The sequence below is a fragment of the Halomonas sp. PA16-9 genome, assembly GCF_009728585.1.
Lineage (GTDB): Bacteria > Pseudomonadota > Gammaproteobacteria > Pseudomonadales > Halomonadaceae > Vreelandella > Vreelandella titanicae.
In genome coordinates, this window is sequence record NZ_CP040451.1 from 229919 (window position 1) to 251219 (window position 21301).

Below are 21301 nucleotides of genomic sequence, written 5' to 3' on the forward strand. Positions count from 1 at the left end.
CCGTTTGGCAGCCTGAAAGGTGTTCATATGCAGCGTTCAGTGACAGAGTTTCTCCGTCCTCGCGACATCAAGGTCGAAGAAATCAGCGCACATCACGCCAAAATCGTGCTCGAACCGTTCGAGCGTGGTTTTGGTCACACCCTGGGGAATGCACTACGTCGCATTCTGCTTTCGTCCATGCCCGCTGTGCCGTGGTAGAGGCTGAAATCGCCGGCGTCGAGCATGAATACAGTGCGCTTGAAGGGGTGCAGGAAGATGTCATTGAAATCCTCCTGAACTTGAAAGATGTTGCGATCAAGATGCACAGCCGCGATGAGGCGGTGCTCACGCTGAACAAGCAGGGCCCAGCCGTCGTCACCGCTGGCGACATTGCGCTTGATCATAGCGTCGAAATCGTCAACCCGGACCACGTCATTGCTCATGTCAATGAAGGTGCCGAGCTGAAAATTCAGCTTAAGGTAGCGCTGGGTCGTGGCTACGAACCGGCTGACGCGCGCGGCTCTGATGAAGAGTCACGTGCCATTGGCCGCCTGCAGCTGGATGCCACCTTCAGCCCTGTCCGCCGTGTTTCCTACTCGGTTGAGGCCGCTCGTGTCGAGCAGCGCACCGACCTCGATAAGCTAATTATCGATCTGGAAACCGACGGTACCCTGGATCCGGAAGAGGCTATCCGTCGCAGTGCGACCATCCTGCAAGAGCAGCTGGCCGCCTTCGTCGACCTGGAAGCTGATAAAGAACAGGAAGTCGAAGAGGAAGAGGATCATGTCGATCCAATTCTATTGCGCCCCGTAGACGATCTTGAGTTGACCGTTCGTAGCGCGAACTGCCTAAAAGCCGAGAATATTTACTACATCGGTGATCTTATCCAGCGCACAGAAGTTGAGCTGTTGAAGACACCGAACCTCGGTAAAAAGTCTTTGAATGAAATCAAAGATGTATTGGCGGCTCGCGGCTTGTCCCTTGGCATGCGGTTGGAAAATTGGCCACCGGCAAGCCTGAAGGACGACAAAGCCTCCGCGTGAGCGTCGACTTGAGTCCCAGTTTGGTAAGGAATTACAACCATGCGTCATCGTAAGAGTGGTCGTCATCTGAATCGCACCAGCTCGCATCGTCAGGCCATGTTCAAGAACATGTCTGTCTCGCTGGTCGAACATGAAGTCATTAAGACAACCCTGCCGAAAGCCAAGGAGCTGCGTCGCGTAATCGAGCCGCTGATCACCTTGTCTAAGCAGGATAGCGTTGCAAACCGTCGTTTGGCGTTTGCCCGCACGCGCTCTAAAGAAGCCGTCGGCAAACTGTTCAACGAATTGGGTCCGCGTTATGCCGAGCGTCCGGGCGGTTACGTCCGTATTCTCAAGTGCGGTTTCCGCACCGGCGACAACGCGCCTATGGCGTTCGTTGAACTAGTTGACCGTCCGGTTGTTGAAGAAGCCGCTGCAGAAGAGTAATCCTCTGCGCCAGGCCTCTTTGGTAGCGAATGAAAACCGACCCTCAGTGGTCGGTTTTTTTATGGGCGCATTTATCTTCTGTTTTCTACACTTAACGGCGTCTATTCTTCGTACTAATACCCTATACTCGGCCTATTATTAAATTGAGTAAGCGTCGCGTGCCGCTTGGCAAGCCTTGTGTTGTAGCTTGAGTGTGGCATGGTAGTTAAGCAGTGGCAGGTTGGTTAAACAGCGATTCGAACTAGCGCATTGATAACAAGCAAGGGGCAGGTATGTATGCGAGGATAAAAAGCGCTGCCGGGGAGCGTCGGCGATAGGGTTTTTGAGTATGCTAATGCTGCTCATACTTGCGATGGTCACTACTGCGCATGCCGACAACCCGCGCTATGCGGGTATTGTCGTTGATCTGGACAATGGCGAAGTGCTTTACGCCGAGAATATTGACGATCAGCGCTATCCTGCGTCGCTTACCAAAATGATGACGCTCTATCTAACCTTTGAAGCGTTAGAAGAGGGTACGCTGCGCTTGGACCAACCCTTGCCGGTTTCCCATTACGCTGCCGCCAAGCCTGCTGTCAAACTGTGGCTGGCGGCGGGCAGCTCAATTCCGGTGGATACCGCTATTCGCGCACTCGCGGTTCGCTCTGCCAATGATGTTGCCGCAGTGGTTGCCGAAGCCCTGGGCGGCAGCGAAGCCCACTTTGCCCAAATGATGACCACCAAGGCACGCGAGCTGGGCATGCATGCCACCACCTTTCGCAATGCCTCTGGCTTGCCGGATGACGGCCAAATCACCACCGCGCGGGATATGCTCACGCTTTCGGTACGCGTGATGCAGGACTTCCCCCAGTACTACCACTACTTCGGCCTGCAAGAGTTTACCTACCGCGGCACCCGGCACACCAGCCACAATCGATTGGTGCGTGACTACCCAGGTGCCGATGGCCTAAAAACGGGGTTCATTCGCGCCTCTGGCTTTAACGTGGCCACTACCGCAGTGCGCGGTGATCGGCGGCTGGTGGGCGTCGTCATGGGTGGTTTTTCATCCCAGTCCCGGGATACCCATATGGCCAATCTGCTGGATCGTAGCTTCTTGCGTGCGTCGCTACGCGACCAGCAAAGCTGGATGGGTGACACCAGCTTCTCGCGGGAATTTATGGCCTTTGCACCCCCTGCTCAGCCGGTGGCACCACAGCAGCCAGCGTCACGCCAACCCCTGCTGGCGGTGGTCGAAACGTCAACATTGTCACCATCGAGTAACTCTACCCCCTCAACGCCGGTTGTCGATCTTGAAGAACAGCTAGCCGATATTGTCACCATTCAGCGCCCCACGCCGGCAAGCGAAGATCCACAGCCCGACCCACTTCAAGCGTTCATTGAGCGTGAACGCAAGATGGCCTCTGTCAATGAAACGGGCGGCGGCTGGGGGGTGCAAGTGGGTGCTTTCAGTCGTGAAGCCCAGGCACGGCAATTGGCGCAGCAGGCGGCTCAGCGGATTGCTCAGACTTTAGGCGGACGCATTGCTGTAGACACGGTAGAGGGCCAAAACCCGGTTTATCGCGCCCGGCTAATGGCATTGGACGAGCAGCGCGCTCGCCAAGCGTGCCGTGAGCTGCACTCCCAAGGTATGGACTGTATGGTCGTTAACGCCAGCTTGTAAGGGGGGGCCGTCATCACCCCGCCAATGGCTAATTGGCGGGGTTTTTCTTTTTTGGCACTTTGTATTGACCAGTGAACAGGGAGATCGCGGTGACAACCTCGCTGAAAGGCATACTCTGCATGTGTTTGGGCGTTCTTTTCCTCGCCCTAGGCGACGCTGTTTCCAAGTGGTTAGGTGAAGTGCACTCGCCACTGCAGATTATTTTCTTCCGTGCCTTGGTATCGCTACCGCTGATTGCGCTGCTTGCCCATTTTGCCGGCGGGTTACGCAAGCTGCGTACGAAACGGCCGGGTGTCCATTTGCTGCGCGGATTGATTTATACCGCCACCATGGTCTGTTTCGTATGGGGGCTAACGCTTCTCCCCCTGGCGGAGGCCACGGCGATTGCCTTTGTGGCGCCGCTGTTTGTGACCCTGCTTTCGGTGCCATTGTTGGGTGAGCGCATTGATCCACCGGTGCTGATCGCATCCTTGGTGGGGTTTGCGGGGGTGCTGATCGTGGTGCGGCCCAACGGCGATGCGTTTCAGATGGGCGCGCTGGTATTGGTGGGGGCGGCGCTATTCTATGCGCTGATGATGATTACCGCCCGGCGCTACGGCGCCCGCGAACACCTCTGGGCAATGCTGTTTTACATGACCTGTGTGCCGCTGGTGGTGACCGCGCTAACGCTGCCCTGGGTGTGGCAGACACCCCAGCCGTGGCACTGGGTAGGCTTTTTCGCCTCGGGAGTATTGGGCGTTGCGGCCACCGCTTTCATCACCTTGGCCTTTCGGTTTGCTCCTGCGGCCATCGCCGCGCCGTTTGATTACACCGCCATGCTCTGGGCGGTACTGCTGGGCTGGTGGTTCTGGGGCGAAATGCCGGATCTCTGGGTCTGGGTAGGCAGTGCCTTGATAATGGGCAGCGGGTTAGCGGTGGCGTATCACGACCGTAGGACAACCCTTAAACGTCGTCCTACCGCTTAACTGACGTCACTCTACCGCCACTTTTTGATCTAGGTCACGGAAGCGGTGAGCTTGCCAAAACGGCGGGTTTGGGCTGGTTATAATCCTGGCCTTTCATCGCAGTCCGCTGCGAGCCATCGTCCTGATCACGGTGACTGTCTATGCAAGCCCCCGAACTACTTTCCCCTGCCGGCACCTTCAAGAACATGCGTTACGCCTTTGCCTATGGGGCCGATGCGGTCTACGCAGGGCAGCCACGCTACTCTCTCAGAGTGCGCAACAACGATTTTAAAATTGATAACTTACACCGTGGTATCGAGTATGCCCATGCCCGAGGCAAGCAGTTTTACGTTGCTTCCAACATTGCCCCTCACAATAGCAAACTGAAAACCTACCTTCAGGATATGGCGCCGGTGATCGAGGCAGGGCCCGATGCGCTGATTATGTCGGATCCCGGTTTGATTATGATGGTTCGTGATCGCTGGCCGGATCAACCTATCCACCTCTCGGTGCAATCGAACGTCGTCAACTGGGCTGCCGCCCAATTCTGGCAGCGGCAGGGTATCAGCCGCATCATTTTGTCTAGGGAGCTATCACTGGAAGAGATCGGCGAAATACGCGAACAGTGCCCAGGCTTAGAGATCGAAACCTTTGTTCACGGCGCACTGTGTATCGCCTATTCAGGGCGTTGCCTGCTGTCGGGTTATTTCAATCATCGCGACCCTAATCAAGGTACCTGTACCAACGCGTGTCGCTGGAAATACAACACCGTAGCAGCGACCCAGGATGACACGGGCGACTTAATAGCCGCCCAAGGAAGTGGCAGTGCAGCGGTCGGCAGCCCAGACGAGCTTTCGGCGCTGATTGAAGACGTTTCACGCCCTGGCAAGCTGATGCCTGTGTATGAGGATGAACACGGCACCTACATCATGAACTCCAAGGATCTGCGCGCGGTGCAGCACGTGGCTCGACTGACGCAAATGGGCGTGGCGTCACTAAAGATTGAAGGGCGCACCAAGTCCCATTATTACGTTGCGCGTACAGCGCAAGTCTATCGCCAAGCCATTGATGACGCAGTCGCTGGGCGCCCCTTCAATAAACGGCTAATGGATGAACTTGAGAACCTGGCGAATAGAGGGTACACCGAAGGTTTCTATCAACGCCATGTGCACGGTGAGTTCCAAAGCTATGAGCAGGGAACTCGATCGGCGTTCACCAACAGTTCGTCGGTGAAGTGCTGGGTTTCGATCCGGCTCGTGGCAGGTTGGAAGTCGAGGTTAAAAATCGCTTTGAAGTAGGGGATGGCATGGAGCTTATGCTGCCAGGTGGCAATCACCGCTTCGTGCTTGAGCATATCGAGAACTTGCGAGGTGAAGCGCAGAGCGCAGCACCTGGTTCTGGGCATCGCGTGCGAATCCCCGTTCCCAAGGTCAGCATTACCCCTGAACAGCTTGAGTTTGCGCTGTTAATGCGTGATCTCAAGCCTTCCAGAGCAGCACAATCTGAATCGTTGGGGGGTAGCGATCAGCTAAACGCATAAACGTCCATTGCAAGCACACCGTGCTCCACGCTGTGGTGTAGCTGTTTTGCGTCACCTCCTGCCCCCATGGCCACCAGCAGCGGCTGGAAGTGTTCAGGGGTCGGGTGGTTCTCCCGCGCGTTGGGGGCGTTCTCCCAGCTAAGCAGTGCTTCACGATCATTGGCGATAAGGCGGTCGCTCACCCAAGTGGCAAATGCACCTACCCAGGGCATAGGGCTCTCCTGGGGCATGATTTCATACAGGTTATGGGTCAGGCTGCCCGAGCCGATCACCAAAATCCCCTCTTCCCGCAGTGCCGACAGGCGCTCGCCCAGCGTGACCAGCTCCGCATTGCTCCAGCGCACCGGAAGCGACAGCGAAACAACCGGCACATTGGCGTCAGGAAACATCAGCGAAAGGGGCACCCAGGCGCCGTGATCCAGGCCGCGCTCTACCCGCTCGGCGCCCAGTAACACGGCCAGCCGTTCAGCCAGTTCCGGCTCACCCGGGGCGGGATACTGGCACTCGAAAAGCGCCTGTGGGAAGCCGCCAAAGTCGTGAATGGTTTCTGGCTTGGCGCTGATGCTGACCTTGAGCGCCAGGCTCTCCCAGTGCGCTGAGACCACTACCACCGCCTTGGCGCAAGCTGCCTGCCCAGTTCGCGTAGAAAGGCATGAGCCGGGGTTTTATTGAGGGCCAGCATGGGCGAGCCATGGGAAATAAACAGACTAGGTAACATGAGTGAGTCTCCTCAGCAGCATTGCCAACGCTGGCGGTAAGCAAGCGCTGGCAATAGGGTTAGGCGATAGTTTTAGTGTTAGGCGAATCGGTTTGCTTAACACCCAGCGGCCGCTGCCCAGGCCGGCTTGCACGATTAACGCCAGCGTCCAGAATACCGGGAATTCCCAACCGCCGCCGGCATTTGAAAACATCCAGCCGTTGCCAAGATGCACCCAAGCAGCACCAAGCAGTACCGGCACCAGTGCCAGGCTCACCCAGCGGGTGTAAACACCCAGAATCAGAGCGGCTCCACCGCCTACTTCCGCGGCAATGGTCAAGTAGGCCAGAAACCCTGGTAAACCCAGTGATTCAAAATAGCCGACGGTGCCCGGTAGGGTAAATACAAACACCTTGAGCAAACCGTGAGCAAGGGCCATCACACCCAGTGCGACGCGCAGTAGCGAGATGGCCTGGGGTTGTAAAGAGTGCTGTACAGAGGGCTGTAGAGAGGGGGCAGAGTGAGTATGCGTTGTCATCGTAGTAGCTTCCATCGAGTGGTTGATGACGCTACTTTACAGCCGGATAAGATCGAGATAATCAGCGTATTTTGCACATCACTGTTGCGTTATTGGCGATAATCCAATGTTTTGCCCCAAATCGGCGGATCACCCCATGCCTCGGTGAGCAGGTCGATGAAGCGCTCCACCTTGGCGGCAGGTAGCGCCGGGCGGGGTAGAGCGCGTGAACATCGAGCCGTACCGCTGGCTCATTGGTCAATGGGCACTAAATGCCCGCTGGCGATACTCTCTGTGACCAGAAAGCTGGGCTGCTGAGCGATGCCCAGGCCAGCTTCCGCGGCGTGGGTGAGTACATCGCCGTTATTCTTTCCAGTGGGCCATTGACCGTCAATGACTGCGTGGCAATCTTCCAGTCAGCGCTCTGTTGGCCGCTGCGGTAGCGTAGGCAGTGGTGCTTGGCAAGGGCTTGAACGCTGTCGGGTTCACCGTGGTTGGCAAGATATTCAGGCGAGGCGCAAAACAGTAGGGCGGCACCGCGTCAGTCGGCGCGCCACCAGCTGGAGTCGGCAGGCTGCCGATACGGATCGCTACGTCGTAACCCTTCCAGCAGGTCGACACGGCGGTCGTTCAAATCCAGGCGCACTTCCAGCGCCGGTGAGTGTGCATAAATTGCGCGACGAGTGGCGCTAGGTAGCGGGTGCCAAAACTCATCGGCCCATTAACGCGCAGCCGCCCACGCACATATCGCTGTACCTTGGCCCACCTCGGCGGCGGCCTCATCGAGCGCTTGCAGTATCCCTTGGGCGCGGACTAGATAGCGTTCTCCGGCCTCAGTGAGATGTAGTCGTCGCGTGGTGCGTTGTATCAGTCGCGCGCCCAATGTCTCTTCCAGTGCCATGACCTGGCGGGATACGCGAGTGCGGGAAATATCCAGCCGCTTCAGCAGCGCGGGTATAGCTACCCAACTCGGCTACCGCACAAAAGCGACGATATGCTCTAACTGATTCATGACGCCGAATCGGCTTGGAAAATCTGAAAAGCGCGCGCTGCCTGGTAAGGGTCGGGCTGGCCACAAATGGCTGATATCACCGCTAAACCGTTCGCTCCCGCGCGCTGTACGCTAATCGCATGATCCGCTTTCAGCCCACCAATGGCCACGCTGGGCAGTGGGCACGCCTTGACCAGCGCAGCCAAGCCACCAAAGCCGATGGGCTGGGCGTGATCTTGTTTGCTCTCGGTGGCAAACACCGGGCCAATCCCGACATAATCGAGTAGCTCAAACGGAGAGACTTGCAGTTGGGCGATAGTATTGATCGACAGGCCGATAATCGCTTGCTCACCTAGCACCCGGCGCGCTTGCTGAACGGCTGCGTCGCTCTGACCGACATGCAGGCCATCTGCCTGGCTTTCTAGTGCCACCTGCAAACGGTCGTTAATGATCAGCGGGACACCGGTGCCCGCCAGAAGCGCTTTTAACCGTTTGGCTTGGGCAATCATCTGTTCGTCGCTGGCATGCTTGTCACGCAACTGCACGATGGTGACACCGCCTTTTACCGCTGCCTCAACCGTTTGTTCCAAACCATGCTCTTGGCAGAGCGTGGAATCGGTGACCAAGTAGAGCGATAGATCAAGCGGCATGGATTGCCTCCAGTTGGGCATAAGTAGTGAGGTCGTCAGGGGTGAGTTGATACAGCGCATCCAGCAGTGCCACTTGAAAGCTACCAGGCCCGTTGGCGTGGCTGCCCGCACGCTCTCCTGTGACCGCAAAGCAGGCCAGCGCGGCTGCCGTTGCACCCAGTGGGGTCGCGGTTGGCAGCCACAAATCCCGCCACTAGCGCGCTCAGCCCACAGCCAAGCGTTGTTACGCGGGGCATCAAAGGATGGCCACCGTTAATGCGGTAGTGCTGTGTGCCGTCCGTCACCCAGTCGCTTTCACCGGTCATCGCGACAATACAGCCGTGTTTTTGCGCTAATGCTATTGCAGCGTCCACGGCTTGGTCGGTGGCGGCTGTGGCGTCCACGCCGCGGCCTTGGCTAGCTAAACCGTTAAGGGCAAGAATTTCAGACGCATTGCCACGGATCACGCTGGGTTTAGCGGCCAGCAGCTTCGCGCACAGCGTTTGGCGATAGCGCGTGGCGCCAACGGCGACGGGATCTAATACCCAGGGAATGGCATGCTGATCGGCAGTCGCTGTGGCGGTGAGCATAGCGTCAGCCCAGTGGGCAGAGATCGTACCGATATTAATCGACAGCCCCGCGGAGATAGCCGTGAATTCAGCCACTTCTTCAGGCGCATGCAGCATGGCGGGCGACGCGCCGGTGGCTAACAGCAGGTTGGCAGTGCTGTTCATGGCCACATAGTTGGTTATGCAGTGAACCAGCGGTGTCACTGAGCGCAGCGTCTCAAGGTAATCGCCAAGCGGGCGTAGGGTCATAGCATCCTCCCGGCAGGGAGGTGGTAAGCGTTACCACGACTCCCTACGCCGGTGTTATCCGGTTCAGGTTCAAAGGGTGCTTCTCAGCCCAACCGTAACGGAGGGCGCCCCTGTCGAGGGATTACTATCCTTGCCTGAAGTAGCCCTGTAAAGCCCCGGATGCGGACGATAGCAATCTAACGAAACGAAATACGCGTACCGTAGGTAAGCATTTCATCAGGTGTCATCGCTTTACCCTCGACCCCAATCATCTCGTCACCACACTGGTCGGCGAAGGTTAGCACGCCGTGGGTCAAGCCCAGTTGGCCCAGGGTATCGCGGATTTCGCCCGTGCCCAGAAAAGTACTGACGTGGCCCTTGTTATCGCTCAGCTCAGACACGCCGTTAGCATGGTGAAAACGCACTTTGTAGATTCCATCCATCGACTCGACTTCAACAATCGGCGAAAAACCGTTGTGAAGCGCATTGGAAAGCTGTTTTAGCGTCAGGTGGTCACCCAGCGTCATATCGATCGCACTCATGGAAAACTCCTGTGGACGCCTCAAAGGTGGGGCATCACTCATGTTGCGGGAACTGCTTTTTGTAAAGCTTATGAAGAATAAGTGTAGGGTTTTTGTTTAGTATTGCCAGTGCGCTTATCGGCACCTCGATACGACACTGCCTACGTGCTTGTAAGGGCTGTTATTATGGCCATAAAGCCCCCATGGTAAGCGGTACGTGAAGCTCAATGGATTCAATGATCAACATCAGCGATAGGAGAGCAAAATGAGTTTTCAAGGCGAGCAGCATCCTGGCGTCGTGGCTACGCCGCCCCAAACTCAAGGGTTTCGTTTAAACCACACCATGCTGCGGGTGAAAGACCCTGAGCAGGCATTGGCGTTCTACTCAAAAGTGTTTGGTATGCAGGTGATGCGGCGGCTGGATTTCGAAGAGATGCAGTTCTCGCTCTACTTCCTGGCCAACCTGGAACCCAGCGACAGCGTTCCGGACGATGCACAAGCGCGTACCGCCTGGACGTTTAGCCAGAAAGGGCTGCTGGAGCTGACCCACAACTGGGGGACTGAAGACCAGGAAGATTTCGCCTATCACGATGGCAATGCCGAACCCCAGGGCTTTGGGCATATCTGCTTCAACGTACCGGATTTGGCAGCGGCCCAGGCGTGGTTCGACGAGCATGACGTCACCTTCGTCAAACGCTCCGATCAGGGCAAGATGAAAGATGTTATCTTCGTTAAAGACCCGGACGGCTACTGGATCGAAGTGATTCAGGCAGACCTGATGGTGGGGAAGAGCGACTCTTGAGGCACGCCAATGGCTGAACTACTGTTCCGGCTGCGCCATGTGACCGACGAAGAGGCCATGGAGGTGCGTGACCTGCTCGCTGCCCATGGCTTTGATACCTATGAAACCCAGGCGGGCTTTTTCCGCCTGGGCGTTGACGCGATTTGGCTGCGCAATCCACATCAGCACGACGCTGCCATCGCGGCGTTAGAGGCCTACCAGGCGGAGCGCCTTGAGCGCGCCCAACGCGAGCACCAGGCGGCGGTTGAGCGGGGTGACGCGGATACACTGTGGCGTCGTTTGGCCGCTCACCCGGTGCAGGTCGTGTTAGTACTGCTAGCAGTGGGGCTTATTGCCGCCCTTACGCTGCTGCCGTTCCTGGGTATGTCGCGAAGCTAAGCAGCTGGCAGATGGCCGCGTTTGAGGTACATCATGACGCCATCATCACCGGCGGTAAGTGCCGGAGCAGAACCGCTGGGGTAGCGGCACCAGGTGCCTGCCGTGTAACTCTGCTCGCTATCGCTCAGTGTGCCTTCCAGAATCAAAAACTCCAGCCCGCCCAGCAGCGTGGGGTAGGTAATGGAGGTGCCCGCCGACCAGCGCTCCAGGCTGGTGCGCTCCTGCTTGTAGGTGTGCAGCATTTTATAGGCAATGCGCGGGCGTCGATCAGGCTGCCAGGGCAGCCGATGCGCTGGCACTGCCAACTGTAGCGTGTCGTTGGGGTCAAACTGGTGCAGTTTGACAAATATCAGCGCGCCTTCCTCGCCAATTTGCGGGGTATGGCCGGTACCAATGGGGTTTCTTAAGTAGCTGCCCGCCGCGTAGCGCCCATGCTCATCGGCGAACACGCCTTCCAATACCAGAATCTCTTCGCCGCCGCCGTGGGTATGCCGCTCAAACTTTGTATTGGGGGCGTAGCGCACAAGGCTGGTAGCGCGAGCAACTTCATCACCAATCCGGTCAAACATCATGCGCTCTACCCCCGCGCTGGGGGAATCGACCCACTGATACTCTTCCGGGGTAACACAGGCAAAGTGGCTAAAATCGGCGTTTAGACGCATGGGAAAGGGCTCTTCGCAGTGAAGGTAAGTGACGGGGGAGGGTGCTAGTCTCCTTATCGACAGCAAAAAATGCAACTTTCGGTTGTTTGATCTTCGTTATATCGCCATAAAAAACACCCCAACCATTGGATGAATATCCAACGATTGGGGTGCAGTTCACGAAGGCGGCATCAGGTTGTCTGGCTGCTTGCTTAGGGCGCTTCAGTCAGCTTGGTAAGGATATGTTGTGCTGCTTCGATGCGCGCCTGATTGGGGTAGTTGCGGTTAGCCAGCAGCACAATGCCGATTTGCTCGCTGGGTACAAAAGCCACGTAGCCGCCAAAGCCGTTGGTAGCGCCGGTTTTGTTATAGAGCGCTTCCTGCCTGGGGGCTAGCGGTGGGGTTAAGCGGTTGGCGGGGTTGGGCTGCAAAATCATCTCAAGCGAGTTGCCTACCAGCAACTGATCGAGCGCCACCGGGTAGGCATAGCTTTCCCACCCGAGTCCTTGGGTCATATTGCCGACCTCAAAGTACCCCGTGCGCGTAGCGGCCAAGGCTTGGCTTAGTGGTTCATTAAGCTCAGCACCACTCATATTGGCTTCCACCAGCGTTAGTACGTCTGCGGCAGTCGATTTCAATCCGTAGGCTTGGGCATCCAGCATGCCTGGGTTCACCCGAATGGGTTCATCCTCTTTAGAGTAACCGTAGGCATAGTTCGCCTGCTGCGCTTCAGGCACCTGAAAGTAGCTATGCTCAAGCCCTAACGGGGCAAACAGCGCCTCCTCCATCGCCATCTCGAAGGGCTGACCAAGGCTTTGTGCGGCGAGATAACCGAACAGGCCCAGGCTCGGGTTGGAGTAGAGCCGATGGCTGCCAGGGGCGGATTCAGGCTGCCACTGGCGGTAGTAGTCGATCATCGTCTCTTCACTTTGGACCGACTCAGGGAACTGCAGCGGCAGCTCGCCCGCCGTGTAAGTGCCCAGTTCCAGCAGCGTGATCTCATCGAAGGCGCTGCCTTCAAGTTCAGTCAGGTAGTGGCTGGCCGGGTCGGAAAGCGAGAGGGCGCCGCTAGCCTGGGCATAGCCAGTGAGTGCAGCCGTGAAAATCTTGCTGATAGAGCCGAGTTCGAACAGCGTCTCATCAGTGACCGGAATCCCCGCTTCTTGATTAGCGAGGCCATAATTAAAGTAGTGCTGCTGGCCGTTAATGCTCAGCGCAATCGCCATGCCGGGGATACGGTGTTCGGCCATCAAAGGCGCGATAGTATCGTTCACCAAGGCCTCAATATCGGCGCTTTCAGGCGTGCCGGAAGCCCATGCAGTGCCGTTGAGTAGAAGCGAACCTGTCATGATAAGGCCGCAGTTTGCTGCTAACATCTTACGCATACCAAAATCCTGTTGTGATTAATACCAAGAGAGGGCGGAGAGTTATTTCCAGACGCAAAGCCTGTGACAGGGGTTAACTTACGGCGCGCTGCGGCAATTCACAAACAGCGATATTTTGCATAAGCCATTAGAAAAATTTGGGGGTCAAGGTGGTGCGTCCCTACTTGCCGTTGAAGGCGCTGCGCGCGTTTGAGGCGTCGGCCAGGCATTTAAGCTTTACCCGCGCGGCAGAAGAGCTTCACGTGACCCAGGCGGCGGTAAGCCACCAGGTAAAGCTGCTCGAAACGCTGTTGAAGGTACCGCTATTCAAGCGTTTGCCCAGGGGGCTAATGCTTACCCAGGAGGGCGAGCTGCTGCTGCCGGTATTGAAGAGTTCATTCGACCAGATAGCCCACACGCTGGAGCGGGTGGGCGAGAGCAGCTATCGGGAGGTATTAAACGTCGGCGTGGTGGGGACTTTTGCTGTCGGCTGGTTACTGCCGAGACTGGGAGATTTTCAGCGCCAGTATCCTTACGTCGATTTGCGGCTCTCCACCCATAACAACCGCGCGGATATTGCCGGCGAAGGGCTGGATTTTGCGATCCGCTTTGGCACAGGGGCCTGGCATGGCACCGCGGCGCAGCCGCTACTACCGGCGTCACTCTCGGTAATGTGCATACCTGATATCGCCGCGCGGCTTAACACCCCAGCCGATGTGCTGGGGGAAACCTGGCTGCGCTCTTATCGCGCTGATGAGTGGACAGAGTGGCTATTGGCGGCAGGGCTACCACGCAGCTTTCCGATGACCAACAGCATTGTGTTTGATTCTTCCATCGCCATGGTGGAAGCAGCCCTACAAGGGGCAGGCGTGGCGCTGGCGCCACCGCTGATGTTTCCCCGCCAACTAAACAGCGGCGCACTGATACAGCCTTTCGACACCGCTGTTAGCCTAGGCGGTTACTGGCTGACTCGCCTGCAGACACGCCCCGAAACCCACGCCATGGCGTCCTTCCGGGAATGGCTGCTCACGGCCATTAATGCCTGAGCAGCACTATTGACGTTAACTGCTTAGTGGCTGTGACCATGATCATCGTGGTCGTGGTCGTGGTCGTGGTCGTGGTCGTGGTCGTGGTCGTGGTCGTGGTCGTGGTCGTGGTCGTGGTCGTTATGACCCGGCTGGGCCAACGCGTCGTGCAGCACGTGGGCATTGTGGCGCATCATACCCAGATAAGTGCTAGCTTCACCCTCTGCTGCCAGCGCATCGGCGTAGAGCGTGCCCGCAATGGGCAGGCCGGTCTCTTCGGCGAGCTGGGTGATGATCGATTGGTTGGTCATGTTCTCGTGGAACAGCGCCTTCACGTTCTCCTGCTCAATCACATCCACTAGCGCCGCCATGCTGGCGCCACTGGGGTCGGCTTCCGTGGAAAGCCCTACCGGAGAGAGGAAGGTCACCCCGTAGGCGCTTGAGAAGTAGCCAAAGGAGTCGTGGCCGGTAATCACGCTGGTGGAGGCCGGGATCTCGTCAATCAGCGCACGAATCTCGTCGTCTAACTCGGCCATTTCCTGTAAATACTGCTCCGCATTGGCGCGGTAGGCATCGGCGTTATCTGCGTCGGCGGCGATTAAGCCATCGCGGATATTGGCGATATACACCTCGGCTTGGTGCATATCCTGCCAGGCGTGAGGATCTTGATTGCCATGGTCATGCCCCGCGTGCTCATCGGCATGCTCTTCGTGGTCATGGTCGTCGTGCCCATGGTCGTGCTCGTCATGATCATCATGGCCGTGCTCTTCATGTGCAGCGAAAGAGAGCGGTTCAATACCATCGGTCGCGGTGACCATCGGCCCGTTGTAGTCGCTGGCGCTAATCAGGCGCTCCATCCAGCCCTCAAACAGCAGGCCGTTGAAAACGACTAAATCGGCATTGGCCAGGGAGCGTGCATCGCCGGGGCTGGGGAGTAAACGTGGGCATCGCCATCGGCAGCCACCAGCGGGGTCACCTCGACATGCTCGCCGCCTACGTTTTCGACCATATCCGCCAGGATAGAGAAACTGGTCACCACCTGCACGCGCTCATTAGCCATGGCAGCAGGCAGAGCCAGCAGCGCGGAAACACCGACTAACCAGCGCGAAGGCCGAGATGATAAATAGGCAAGCGACATACAACACTCCTTACGATAAGCATGAAGACTGATAATTAAGCCCCTTGCTCCACTTCAAGCGGCGTTGTTTTACGCCGCAGCTTGGCTGCCAAGCTGTGGTAGCGACCAAACAGGGCCGAAAAGAGATAACCGAACCCCGCCAGCAGAATAATGCTCGGGCCAGAGGGGATATCCAGATGAAAAGAGAGCAGCAGGCCACCGGTGCTCGCTACCATGGCCAGCACAATCGCGATGCCGATCAAGCCCTCAGGCGTTTGCTCCAAAAGCGCGCCGAGGTGGCGGGCAGCATCATCAGTCCCACCGCCATTAGCGTACCCAGGGTTTGAAAGCCGGCGGTTAGGTTCAGCACCAGCAGGCCCAGGAAAACGCTGTGTACCCAACCGCTGCGGCGGCTTTGGCCACGTAAAAACAGCGGGTCCAAACACTCCACTACCAGGGCGCGAAACACCACTGCCAGGGTCAGCACAATCAGCGTACTGATACCCGCGATTAGCAACAGCGCGGTGGAGTTGATCGCCAGAATCGAGCCGAACAGCACATGAGTAAGGTCGACACTGCTGCCGCCCAATGAAATCAGCATCACGCCTGCGGCTAGCGAGATAATAAAAAAGCTCGCCATGGCGGCATCTTCGCGTTGGCCGCCCATATTTGAGACCGCCCCCGCCAGCAGCGCGACCATTAAGCCAAATAGCACCCCGCCAATGCTCATAATCGGCAGCGAAAATCCCGCCAGCAGGAACCCCAGCGCGACACCGGGCAGAATCGCGTGGGCCATGGCATCGCCAATCAGGCTCATACCGCGTAGCACCAAAAACACACCCAGCGGCGGCGCGGCCAACGAAAGCGCCAAACCACCCACCACCGCGCGGCGCATAAAGCCGTAATCGAACGGGCTGACAAACCACGCATTAAGCAGATCCAGCATGGCGTCCTCCCATGGTAAACGGCACTACCTGAGCGGGTGCGTGTTGATGGGTCAGCGCACTGGGCGCGACCCAACGGCCATGGCCGCCGTTTAGCATCAGTACTTCATCGGCCAGGCGGCGCAGGTGATCCATATCGTGCAGCACGACAATGATCGTCGCGCCGTCGTCCGCCATTTGGCGCAGGATACGGATCAAAATATCCACGGTTTCGCTATCCACGTTGGCAAACGGCTCATCAAGCAGCAGTAGCTCGGCTTCCTGCATTAGCGTACGGCCGATCAGTGCACGCTGGCGCTGGCCACCGGAAAGTTCGCCCAGCGGGCGGTGGGCCAAGTGCGAAATACCCAGCCGCGCCATAATCTCGCGGCCTTTACGGTAGTGCCCTGCACAATAGCCGGTTAACGCGCCGTGGCTGGGCCAGCTGCCGGTCATGACTAACTCTTCCACACTCATCGGGAAGGTGAGATCCAGCGCCAACTGCTGTGGCAGCCACGCCCGGCGCTCTTTTGCGACGGTGCAGACCACTTCGCCGCTAATGGGCCGAAGTTCGCCCATAATGGCCTGAATCAGCGTGCTTTTACCGGCGCCGTTAGCGCCAATCAGCGCGGTAATCGCACCCGGCTTAAAGTCGCCCTCGATATGTTCCAGCACCGTGCGGCGCGCCTGGGCCAAATGCAGGTTGTGCAGCTGTAAGCGTGATAAAGAGCGTTGACTCATCCTAACCACCCGCTAGCCCAAACCACCAAACCCCACAGCGCCAATAGCGGCACGGCAACAAACAACAGCCGTTTAACAGCCGATAGCGACATCAAGGAGAAGTGACAAGGGCCCTCCTTGTTATGGCGGTGCGTATGCTCACTCATCAAGCGGCCTCGTATAATTTCAAATAGGTTATAACATAACGTTTGGCAAAGCCAAAAAATTGCTGAGTATTTTACTCGTTCACGCCGCGCTAGCAACGATAAAGCGCTAGCGGAAAACCGTCGCCAGCGCTTTAAGGGAATAACCGTAGGGTGTATCAATAGCGCCAGGTAGCACCTAGCTGCTGCGGCGCTACATGCAGCGCGTATTCACCGGGAATAGTGATCGGCCCCAGCGATAGATTAGCGGGTTGGAAGCGATTAATCGCAGAAGACGCCTGATTCGGCTGTGTCCAAATTTGTAGCTCATTCACCAGCATGCCGGTAGCAAAGTTGATAGCACCATCACTTTTTCTGCCATCGGCGGCAATCACTGCACCCGCCACGCCATTCACCACTAGCGAACTTATCTGGGCACCCCAGCCGCGCCGCTCACGCTCTGCCTGGGCGAGCTGCAAGCCTAGCGCCTGTACGCCGCTTAAATCGCCACTGGCTTTCAAACGCTCATATTCGGTCAGTGCCGCCGGGTGCGGCTGGCGGTCGGTCAGCATACCACCCAAGGCCAGCGCTGATTTCACCACACCCACCCGTGCATCAAAGCGGTCATCTGGATCGCTCGCCTCGCTGGATTGGTAAGCGTTCACCGCCAGGCTGGTGGCGTAAATGCCCGACCAACCCCATTGCCAAATATTAGCGTGGCGTGCGCCGTCCTCAAACACATCATCGTACTCACTCCACTGCTCGCTGGTTTGAGCTTGGGTCTGGGCTTGTGCTTGTAGCGAGACAGGCAGAGTGATTACCAAGGTGGTAACCAACGCGGTAACCAACGCGGCAACAAGACGAAAAGCATGCATGGTGAAGTGCCTATATAGGGGGAGCAGTCGCGCTAAGCGTAGCACGCAAAACAAATGAGACGTGGGGGGATTCAGGGGTGGCGAAGTATGACTAAGGTCAATGGTGTTTAAGGATAAAGAATGATTAGATGAGGTGTTGGTCAAACAGCGGAGGAGAGGCGGTGATTTACTATCACTACTGGGGCAAGGCGCAAGCTAAGGGGCAAGATGTAGAGTGTCATCTATTACCGTATCACAGCCTGGATGTTGCTGCTGTGGGCTGGTTACTGCTTTCGCCGGATAGACCGCTGACACAACGCTTGGCAGCGCAACTAAGTCTTGAGCCTAAAGCACTGCGTCAGCTATTAGTTTTTTGGTTGGGTTTGCACGATATTGGCAAATTTGCGCGATCTTTTCAGGGGCTTTTTCAACCGACCCCAAACTTGGCATTAGTACCTCCCGCTGCGCAATATGCATATACAGAGCGCCATGACCGCTTAGGCGCGGTGATCTGGGAGGCTGAATATCTGGATTGGCTGGAAGATGGCACATTGCAGTGGCCTGCCAGCTTGAATCTTACTGAGTTCAATGCGCTTAACGCCGCTTTGCCTGTCCTCGCAGCGCCGTTCTTTGGTCACCACGGCCAGCCAGTGGACGCCGGAAAAATCGACGTAGAGATGTTTTTCTGTCGTGATGAGCACGCAGATGATATTGAAGCAACCCGTCAGTTCATCGCTGATTGGGCCAACGTCGTTCCACCAGAGTGGCCGTTGGAGCAGCTATTTTCTGAAGAGTGGGTTTATGCACTGCAAACGCTAAGCTGGACAATCGCCGGATGGGCAACCTTAAGTGATTGGTTAGGCTCCAATCAGGATCACTTTCCCTACCTCCAAGAAGAGCTTCCCTTGCGGACTATTGGCACGTTGCGTTAGCTCACGCTGAAAAAGCACTGCAAGACACAGGGTTTAACCGACTTCCCGAACCACTCCCTTATGCAGGCATGGCAAGCTGGTTTGGTCAGCAATCCATCACACCAACGCCCCTGCAGCAGGCCGCAGAAACAGTAGAAATCATGGATGGGCCGCAGTTGCTTATCTTGGAAGACGTAACAGGTTCGGGGAAAACAGAAGCCGCCTGCATTCTTACCCAGCGCCTATTAGCGTCAGGCCATGGAGACGGGCTCTATTTTGCACTGCCCACCATGGCAACTTCTAACGCTATGTATTCACGGTTGGGCAATTTGCATCGCCGATTCTACACCGCTGAATCTACGCCCTCTTTTGTTCTTGCCCACGGTGCACGGGATTTAAACGACGATTTTATCGCCGCAGTCGCTGCACCTCAGCCGTCCGATCTTGATTACACCGCCAGCGAACTGTCGGCCACTAGCCGCTGTAACCAATGGCTAGCGGATTCACGTAAAAAGGCGCTGCTGGCAGAAGTGGGCGTAGGCACCATCGACCAAGCCTTAATGGCCATTTTACCGTTTCGCCACCAGTCGCTGCGCTTGTATGGGCTGGCGCGCAAGGTATTAGTGATTGACGAGGTTCACGCCTACGACAATTACATGCAGACCCTGCTGAACCAACTGCTGAGCTACCACGCTCGTCAGGGTGGCAGCGCGATTTTGCTAACCGCCACGCTGCCCCGTGCGATGCGCAGTGCTTTGATGGCTGCTTGGCAAACAGGGCTTGGGCAGCCGGAAACGAAACCACAAAAAGATGATTTTCCATTACTGACCCATGTGAGCCAAGGTCAGCCGCTAGAGTTGCCGTTAGGCTCACGCGCGGAAGTTTCCAGAAGTGTCGATGTTGAATGGCTAACCGAAGAAGAGCAGGCCATTAACGCGGTATTGGAAGCGGTAGAAGCCGGTGAGTGTATCGCTTGGGTGCGCAATACTGTTGATGATGCCATTCGCGCGTTTGAAGCCATCGCTGCCCGCCACCCTGAGCCCGAGCACTGCCTGCTTTTCCACAGCCGCTTTGCCATGGTCGATAGGCAGCGTATTGAGTCCCAGGTCATTGAGCGATTAGGCAAAGATTCGACCCCCGAAATGCGCAAGGGGCAGGTGTTGGTCAGCACACAGGTTTTTCAGGAGTCCCTGGACTGTGACGTGGATGTGATGATCAGCGACATTGCCCCCATTGATCTACTTATCCAGCGGGCAGGACGTTTACAACGCCACCAGCGTGGGGCGCGCTGCCTCCCGCGTCTGCTGGTGCTAGCTCCGCCCTGGGCGGATGATCCCGATGAGCACTGGCTTAAACGTACGCTGCCAGGCACCCAGGCGGTTTACCGTGATACGTCGCTGTGCTGGCTAACCCAGCGGGTATTGCGTCGCCTTGGTGAGATCCGTATGCCGGAAAAGGCGCGAGCGCTTATTGAGGGCGTTTACGGTCAAGTCATAGATGATATTCCAGATGCCTTGCAACAAGCTCGCATAGAGCAAGGCAGCATACGGAAAGCGTCTGGCTCGCTCGCTACCTTTAATGCCCTCAATCTTGAGGATGGCTACATAAAAAGTGATCAGTGGCAGGAAGAGCAAGAAATAGGCACACGCCTGATGGATGAACCAACAATTAATGTCGTTCTGCTGTCACTCACCGATGATAACGAGCTAGCGCTATGGGCGGGAGAGCCGTCATGCCGGTATGCTTAGCCAGGTAAAATTACGCCAAAGCCAAGCTGCCAAGTTGGCAGCGCTGTCAAGCCTCTATGAAAGCCAGTGGCTTACCCTTCAAGAGCGCTATAAAGCACTGAAGTATACCCAGCCTTGGCTGCCCAGTGATGACTCAGATTGTGACTACGACATCCAGTGGGGCGTTAGGCTAGGCGGTAAGGAGCAAACGTCATGAGGCGTTCAATGTTCGCTGGGTTCAAAGCTAATGGCTTCTTCAAAGCTGTACAGACACTGCTCGGGAAATTCTTGCGGTTCCCGATCAGTTTCGATAGCCGCTGCTCGGCGGGCATCATCGTAGGCTTCGTTCATCAGTTCAGGCAGCGATGCCTTCAAGCTGGGGTTGTCCTTCAGCAGGCGATTCACTTTGCTTTGAGCATCCTGAATCGTCAGCCGCCAGCTGCGCGAACGCCGTTCCGGCTGGTGGTCCCATTTCAGCAGGTGCATAAGCAAGCGAGCCAACTGGCTAATCAATGCGCGCCGCTCGCTTTTCCCCATGCTTTCAATCTCCTCAGCGAGATGCTCAATATCCAGTTTGTCCAGTTCACCGGCCCGCAGCAGCCCCGCCTGTTCAAGCGCCCAGGCGTAGGCATCCTGCTCATAATGAATTGCCATTGTCTTATACCTCCCAACCAACTGGCTGATTGCCTGTATATCAGTAAACGGTGCGCTGGTGCTGCAAATGATCGGCTAGGAAATCCCCGCTGGCGCGGGGAACGTGCCTTGGTTCTATTTAGAACCGGTTCATCCCCGCTATCGCTGGGGAGTTTGTACTTTACAACACTTGTTGACATCCCGCTTGCAGCAGATACATACTAACTGGGCACCCTACTAAAAGCAATTGGTTCTATTGAGAACCTTGTTGTTTGGGATGCACAGAACGGCGACGAATCACCGAACCATGCATTGTTGC

Annotated in this window: 21 protein-coding genes, 5 pseudogenes and 1 riboswitch; of the genes and pseudogenes, 12 read left to right on the forward strand and 14 right to left on the reverse strand. The window is 56.8% G+C overall.

Annotated elements, in window-relative coordinates; translation table 11 throughout:
• The first annotated feature begins 27 nt into the window (after positions 1–27).
• From FDY98_RS01080 to trhP, 5 genes and pseudogenes are all read left to right on the forward strand, one after another.
• Positions 28–1022: pseudogene (locus tag FDY98_RS01080) on the forward strand (DNA-directed RNA polymerase subunit alpha).
• 39 nt (positions 1023–1061) lie between these two features.
• Positions 1062–1448: a 50S ribosomal protein L17 gene (rplQ, locus tag FDY98_RS01085; protein WP_008959150.1), complete on the forward strand. Its 387-nt coding sequence runs from the start codon at positions 1062–1064 to the stop codon at positions 1446–1448.
• Between the two features lie 328 nt (positions 1449–1776).
• On the forward strand, positions 1777–3108 hold the full coding sequence (locus FDY98_RS01090) for a D-alanyl-D-alanine carboxypeptidase family protein (RefSeq protein ID WP_035539384.1): 1332 nt from the start codon (positions 1777–1779) through the stop codon (positions 3106–3108).
• 89 nt (positions 3109–3197) lie between these two features.
• Positions 3198–4073, forward strand: a complete 876-nt coding sequence (locus FDY98_RS01095; RefSeq protein ID WP_027958798.1) for a DMT family transporter — start codon at positions 3198–3200, stop codon at positions 4071–4073.
• A 140-nt stretch (positions 4074–4213) separates the two neighbouring features.
• Positions 4214–5592: pseudogene (gene trhP, locus FDY98_RS01100) on the forward strand (prephenate-dependent tRNA uridine(34) hydroxylase TrhP).
• Here trhP and FDY98_RS01105 read toward each other — a convergent pair.
• Together FDY98_RS01105 and FDY98_RS01110 are read right to left on the reverse strand one after the other, a co-directional pair.
• Complete coding sequence (locus tag FDY98_RS01105) at positions 5577–6197, reverse strand: DODA-type extradiol aromatic ring-opening family dioxygenase (protein WP_340146621.1); 621 nt, start codon at positions 6195–6197, stop codon at positions 5577–5579. The pseudogene trhP and the gene FDY98_RS01105 overlap by 16 nt on opposite strands.
• A gap of 102 nt (positions 6198–6299) precedes the next feature.
• Entirely contained in the window at positions 6300–6728 is a 429-nt protein-coding gene (locus FDY98_RS01110) for a DoxX family protein (protein WP_442907953.1), read from the reverse strand.
• A gap of 350 nt (positions 6729–7078) precedes the next feature.
• Here FDY98_RS01110 and FDY98_RS26445 point away from each other — a divergent pair, with 350 nt between their 5' ends.
• Positions 7079–7249, forward strand: a complete 171-nt coding sequence (locus tag FDY98_RS26445; RefSeq protein WP_340146622.1) for a hypothetical protein — start codon at positions 7079–7081, stop codon at positions 7247–7249.
• Positions 7250–7527: 278 nt separating this feature from the next.
• Here the strand turns inward: FDY98_RS26445 and FDY98_RS26450 are convergent, their stop codons facing one another.
• The 4 genes and pseudogenes from FDY98_RS26450 to FDY98_RS01130 all read right to left on the reverse strand — a co-directional run bounded on the left by FDY98_RS26450 (position 7528) and on the right by FDY98_RS01130 (position 9765).
• Entirely contained in the window at positions 7528–7707 is a 180-nt protein-coding gene (locus FDY98_RS26450) for a LysR family transcriptional regulator (protein ID WP_340146623.1), read from the reverse strand.
• A 107-nt stretch (positions 7708–7814) separates the two neighbouring features.
• Entirely contained in the window at positions 7815–8447 is a 633-nt protein-coding gene (thiE, locus tag FDY98_RS01120; RefSeq protein WP_027958802.1) for a thiamine phosphate synthase, read from the reverse strand.
• Positions 8437–9244: pseudogene (gene thiM, locus FDY98_RS01125) on the reverse strand (hydroxyethylthiazole kinase). Before thiM ends, thiE begins: the two are co-directional and overlap by 11 nt.
• 23 nt (positions 9245–9267) lie before the next feature.
• Positions 9268–9366, reverse strand: a riboswitch (TPP riboswitch).
• Between the two features lie 54 nt (positions 9367–9420).
• Positions 9421–9765 (reverse strand): hypothetical protein, encoded by a 345-nt coding sequence (locus FDY98_RS01130; RefSeq protein WP_022520854.1) that lies wholly within the window; start codon positions 9763–9765, stop codon positions 9421–9423.
• 244 nt (positions 9766–10009) lie between these two features.
• On the opposite strand from FDY98_RS01130, the gene gloA reads away from it, so the two are divergent.
• The gene (gene gloA, locus FDY98_RS01135; RefSeq protein ID WP_009288132.1) at positions 10010–10546 is read left to right on the forward strand and encodes a lactoylglutathione lyase; all 537 of its coding nucleotides are present in this window, start codon (positions 10010–10012) and stop codon (positions 10544–10546) included.
• 9 nt (positions 10547–10555) lie between these two features.
• Positions 10556–10924: a DUF6164 family protein gene (locus tag FDY98_RS01140; RefSeq protein WP_027958804.1), complete on the forward strand. Its 369-nt coding sequence runs from the start codon at positions 10556–10558 to the stop codon at positions 10922–10924.
• On the opposite strand, the gene FDY98_RS01145 is transcribed toward FDY98_RS01140, so the two are convergent.
• A complete protein-coding gene (locus tag FDY98_RS01145; RefSeq protein WP_022520852.1) occupies positions 10921–11586 on the reverse strand; it encodes a cupin domain-containing protein in 666 nt (221 codons plus the stop codon). The genes FDY98_RS01140 and FDY98_RS01145 overlap by 4 nt on opposite strands.
• 191 nt (positions 11587–11777) lie before the next feature.
• On the reverse strand, positions 11778–12950 hold the full coding sequence (gene ampC, locus FDY98_RS01150) for a class C beta-lactamase (protein WP_035539380.1): 1173 nt from the start codon (positions 12948–12950) through the stop codon (positions 11778–11780).
• Between the two features lie 149 nt (positions 12951–13099).
• Between ampC and FDY98_RS01155 the strand changes: the two genes are divergently transcribed.
• Positions 13100–13975, forward strand: a complete 876-nt coding sequence (locus tag FDY98_RS01155; protein ID WP_022520850.1) for a LysR family transcriptional regulator — start codon at positions 13100–13102, stop codon at positions 13973–13975.
• Positions 13976–13998: 23 nt separating this feature from the next.
• Here the strand turns inward: FDY98_RS01155 and FDY98_RS01160 are convergent.
• The 5 genes and pseudogenes from FDY98_RS01160 to FDY98_RS01175 form a co-directional block, all read right to left on the reverse strand.
• Positions 13999–15092: pseudogene (locus tag FDY98_RS01160) on the reverse strand (metal ABC transporter solute-binding protein, Zn/Mn family).
• Positions 15093–15127: 35 nt separating this feature from the next.
• Positions 15128–16017: pseudogene (locus tag FDY98_RS01165) on the reverse strand (metal ABC transporter permease).
• Positions 16001–16735: a metal ABC transporter ATP-binding protein gene (locus FDY98_RS01170; RefSeq protein WP_035539377.1), complete on the reverse strand. Its 735-nt coding sequence runs from the start codon at positions 16733–16735 to the stop codon at positions 16001–16003. Before FDY98_RS01170 ends, FDY98_RS01165 begins: the two are co-directional and overlap by 17 nt.
• Entirely contained in the window at positions 16732–16881 is a 150-nt protein-coding gene (locus FDY98_RS25845) for a hypothetical protein (RefSeq protein WP_162836274.1), read from the reverse strand. Before FDY98_RS25845 ends, FDY98_RS01170 begins: the two co-directional genes overlap by 4 nt.
• Positions 16882–17036: 155 nt before the next feature.
• Entirely contained in the window at positions 17037–17732 is a 696-nt protein-coding gene (locus tag FDY98_RS01175; RefSeq protein ID WP_027958934.1) for a hypothetical protein, read from the reverse strand.
• A 161-nt stretch (positions 17733–17893) separates the two neighbouring features.
• On the opposite strand from FDY98_RS01175, the gene FDY98_RS26455 reads away from it, so the two are divergent.
• The 3 genes from FDY98_RS26455 (at position 17894) to FDY98_RS26465 (ending at position 20566) form a co-directional block, all read left to right on the forward strand.
• Positions 17894–18643, forward strand: a complete 750-nt coding sequence (locus FDY98_RS26455; protein WP_340146624.1) for a CRISPR-associated endonuclease Cas3'' — start codon at positions 17894–17896, stop codon at positions 18641–18643.
• Between the two features lie 68 nt (positions 18644–18711).
• Positions 18712–20370 (forward strand): CRISPR-associated helicase Cas3', encoded by a 1659-nt coding sequence (gene cas3, locus FDY98_RS26460; protein ID WP_340146625.1) that lies wholly within the window; start codon positions 18712–18714, stop codon positions 20368–20370.
• Complete coding sequence (locus FDY98_RS26465) at positions 20363–20566, forward strand: hypothetical protein (protein ID WP_340146626.1); 204 nt, start codon at positions 20363–20365, stop codon at positions 20564–20566. Before cas3 ends, FDY98_RS26465 begins: the two co-directional genes overlap by 8 nt.
• 5 nt (positions 20567–20571) lie before the next feature.
• On the opposite strand, the gene FDY98_RS01185 is transcribed toward FDY98_RS26465, so the two are convergent.
• The gene (locus FDY98_RS01185; protein ID WP_027958936.1) at positions 20572–21003 is read right to left on the reverse strand and encodes a DUF29 domain-containing protein; all 432 of its coding nucleotides are present in this window, start codon (positions 21001–21003) and stop codon (positions 20572–20574) included.
• Positions 21004–21301: the final 298 nt, after the last annotated feature.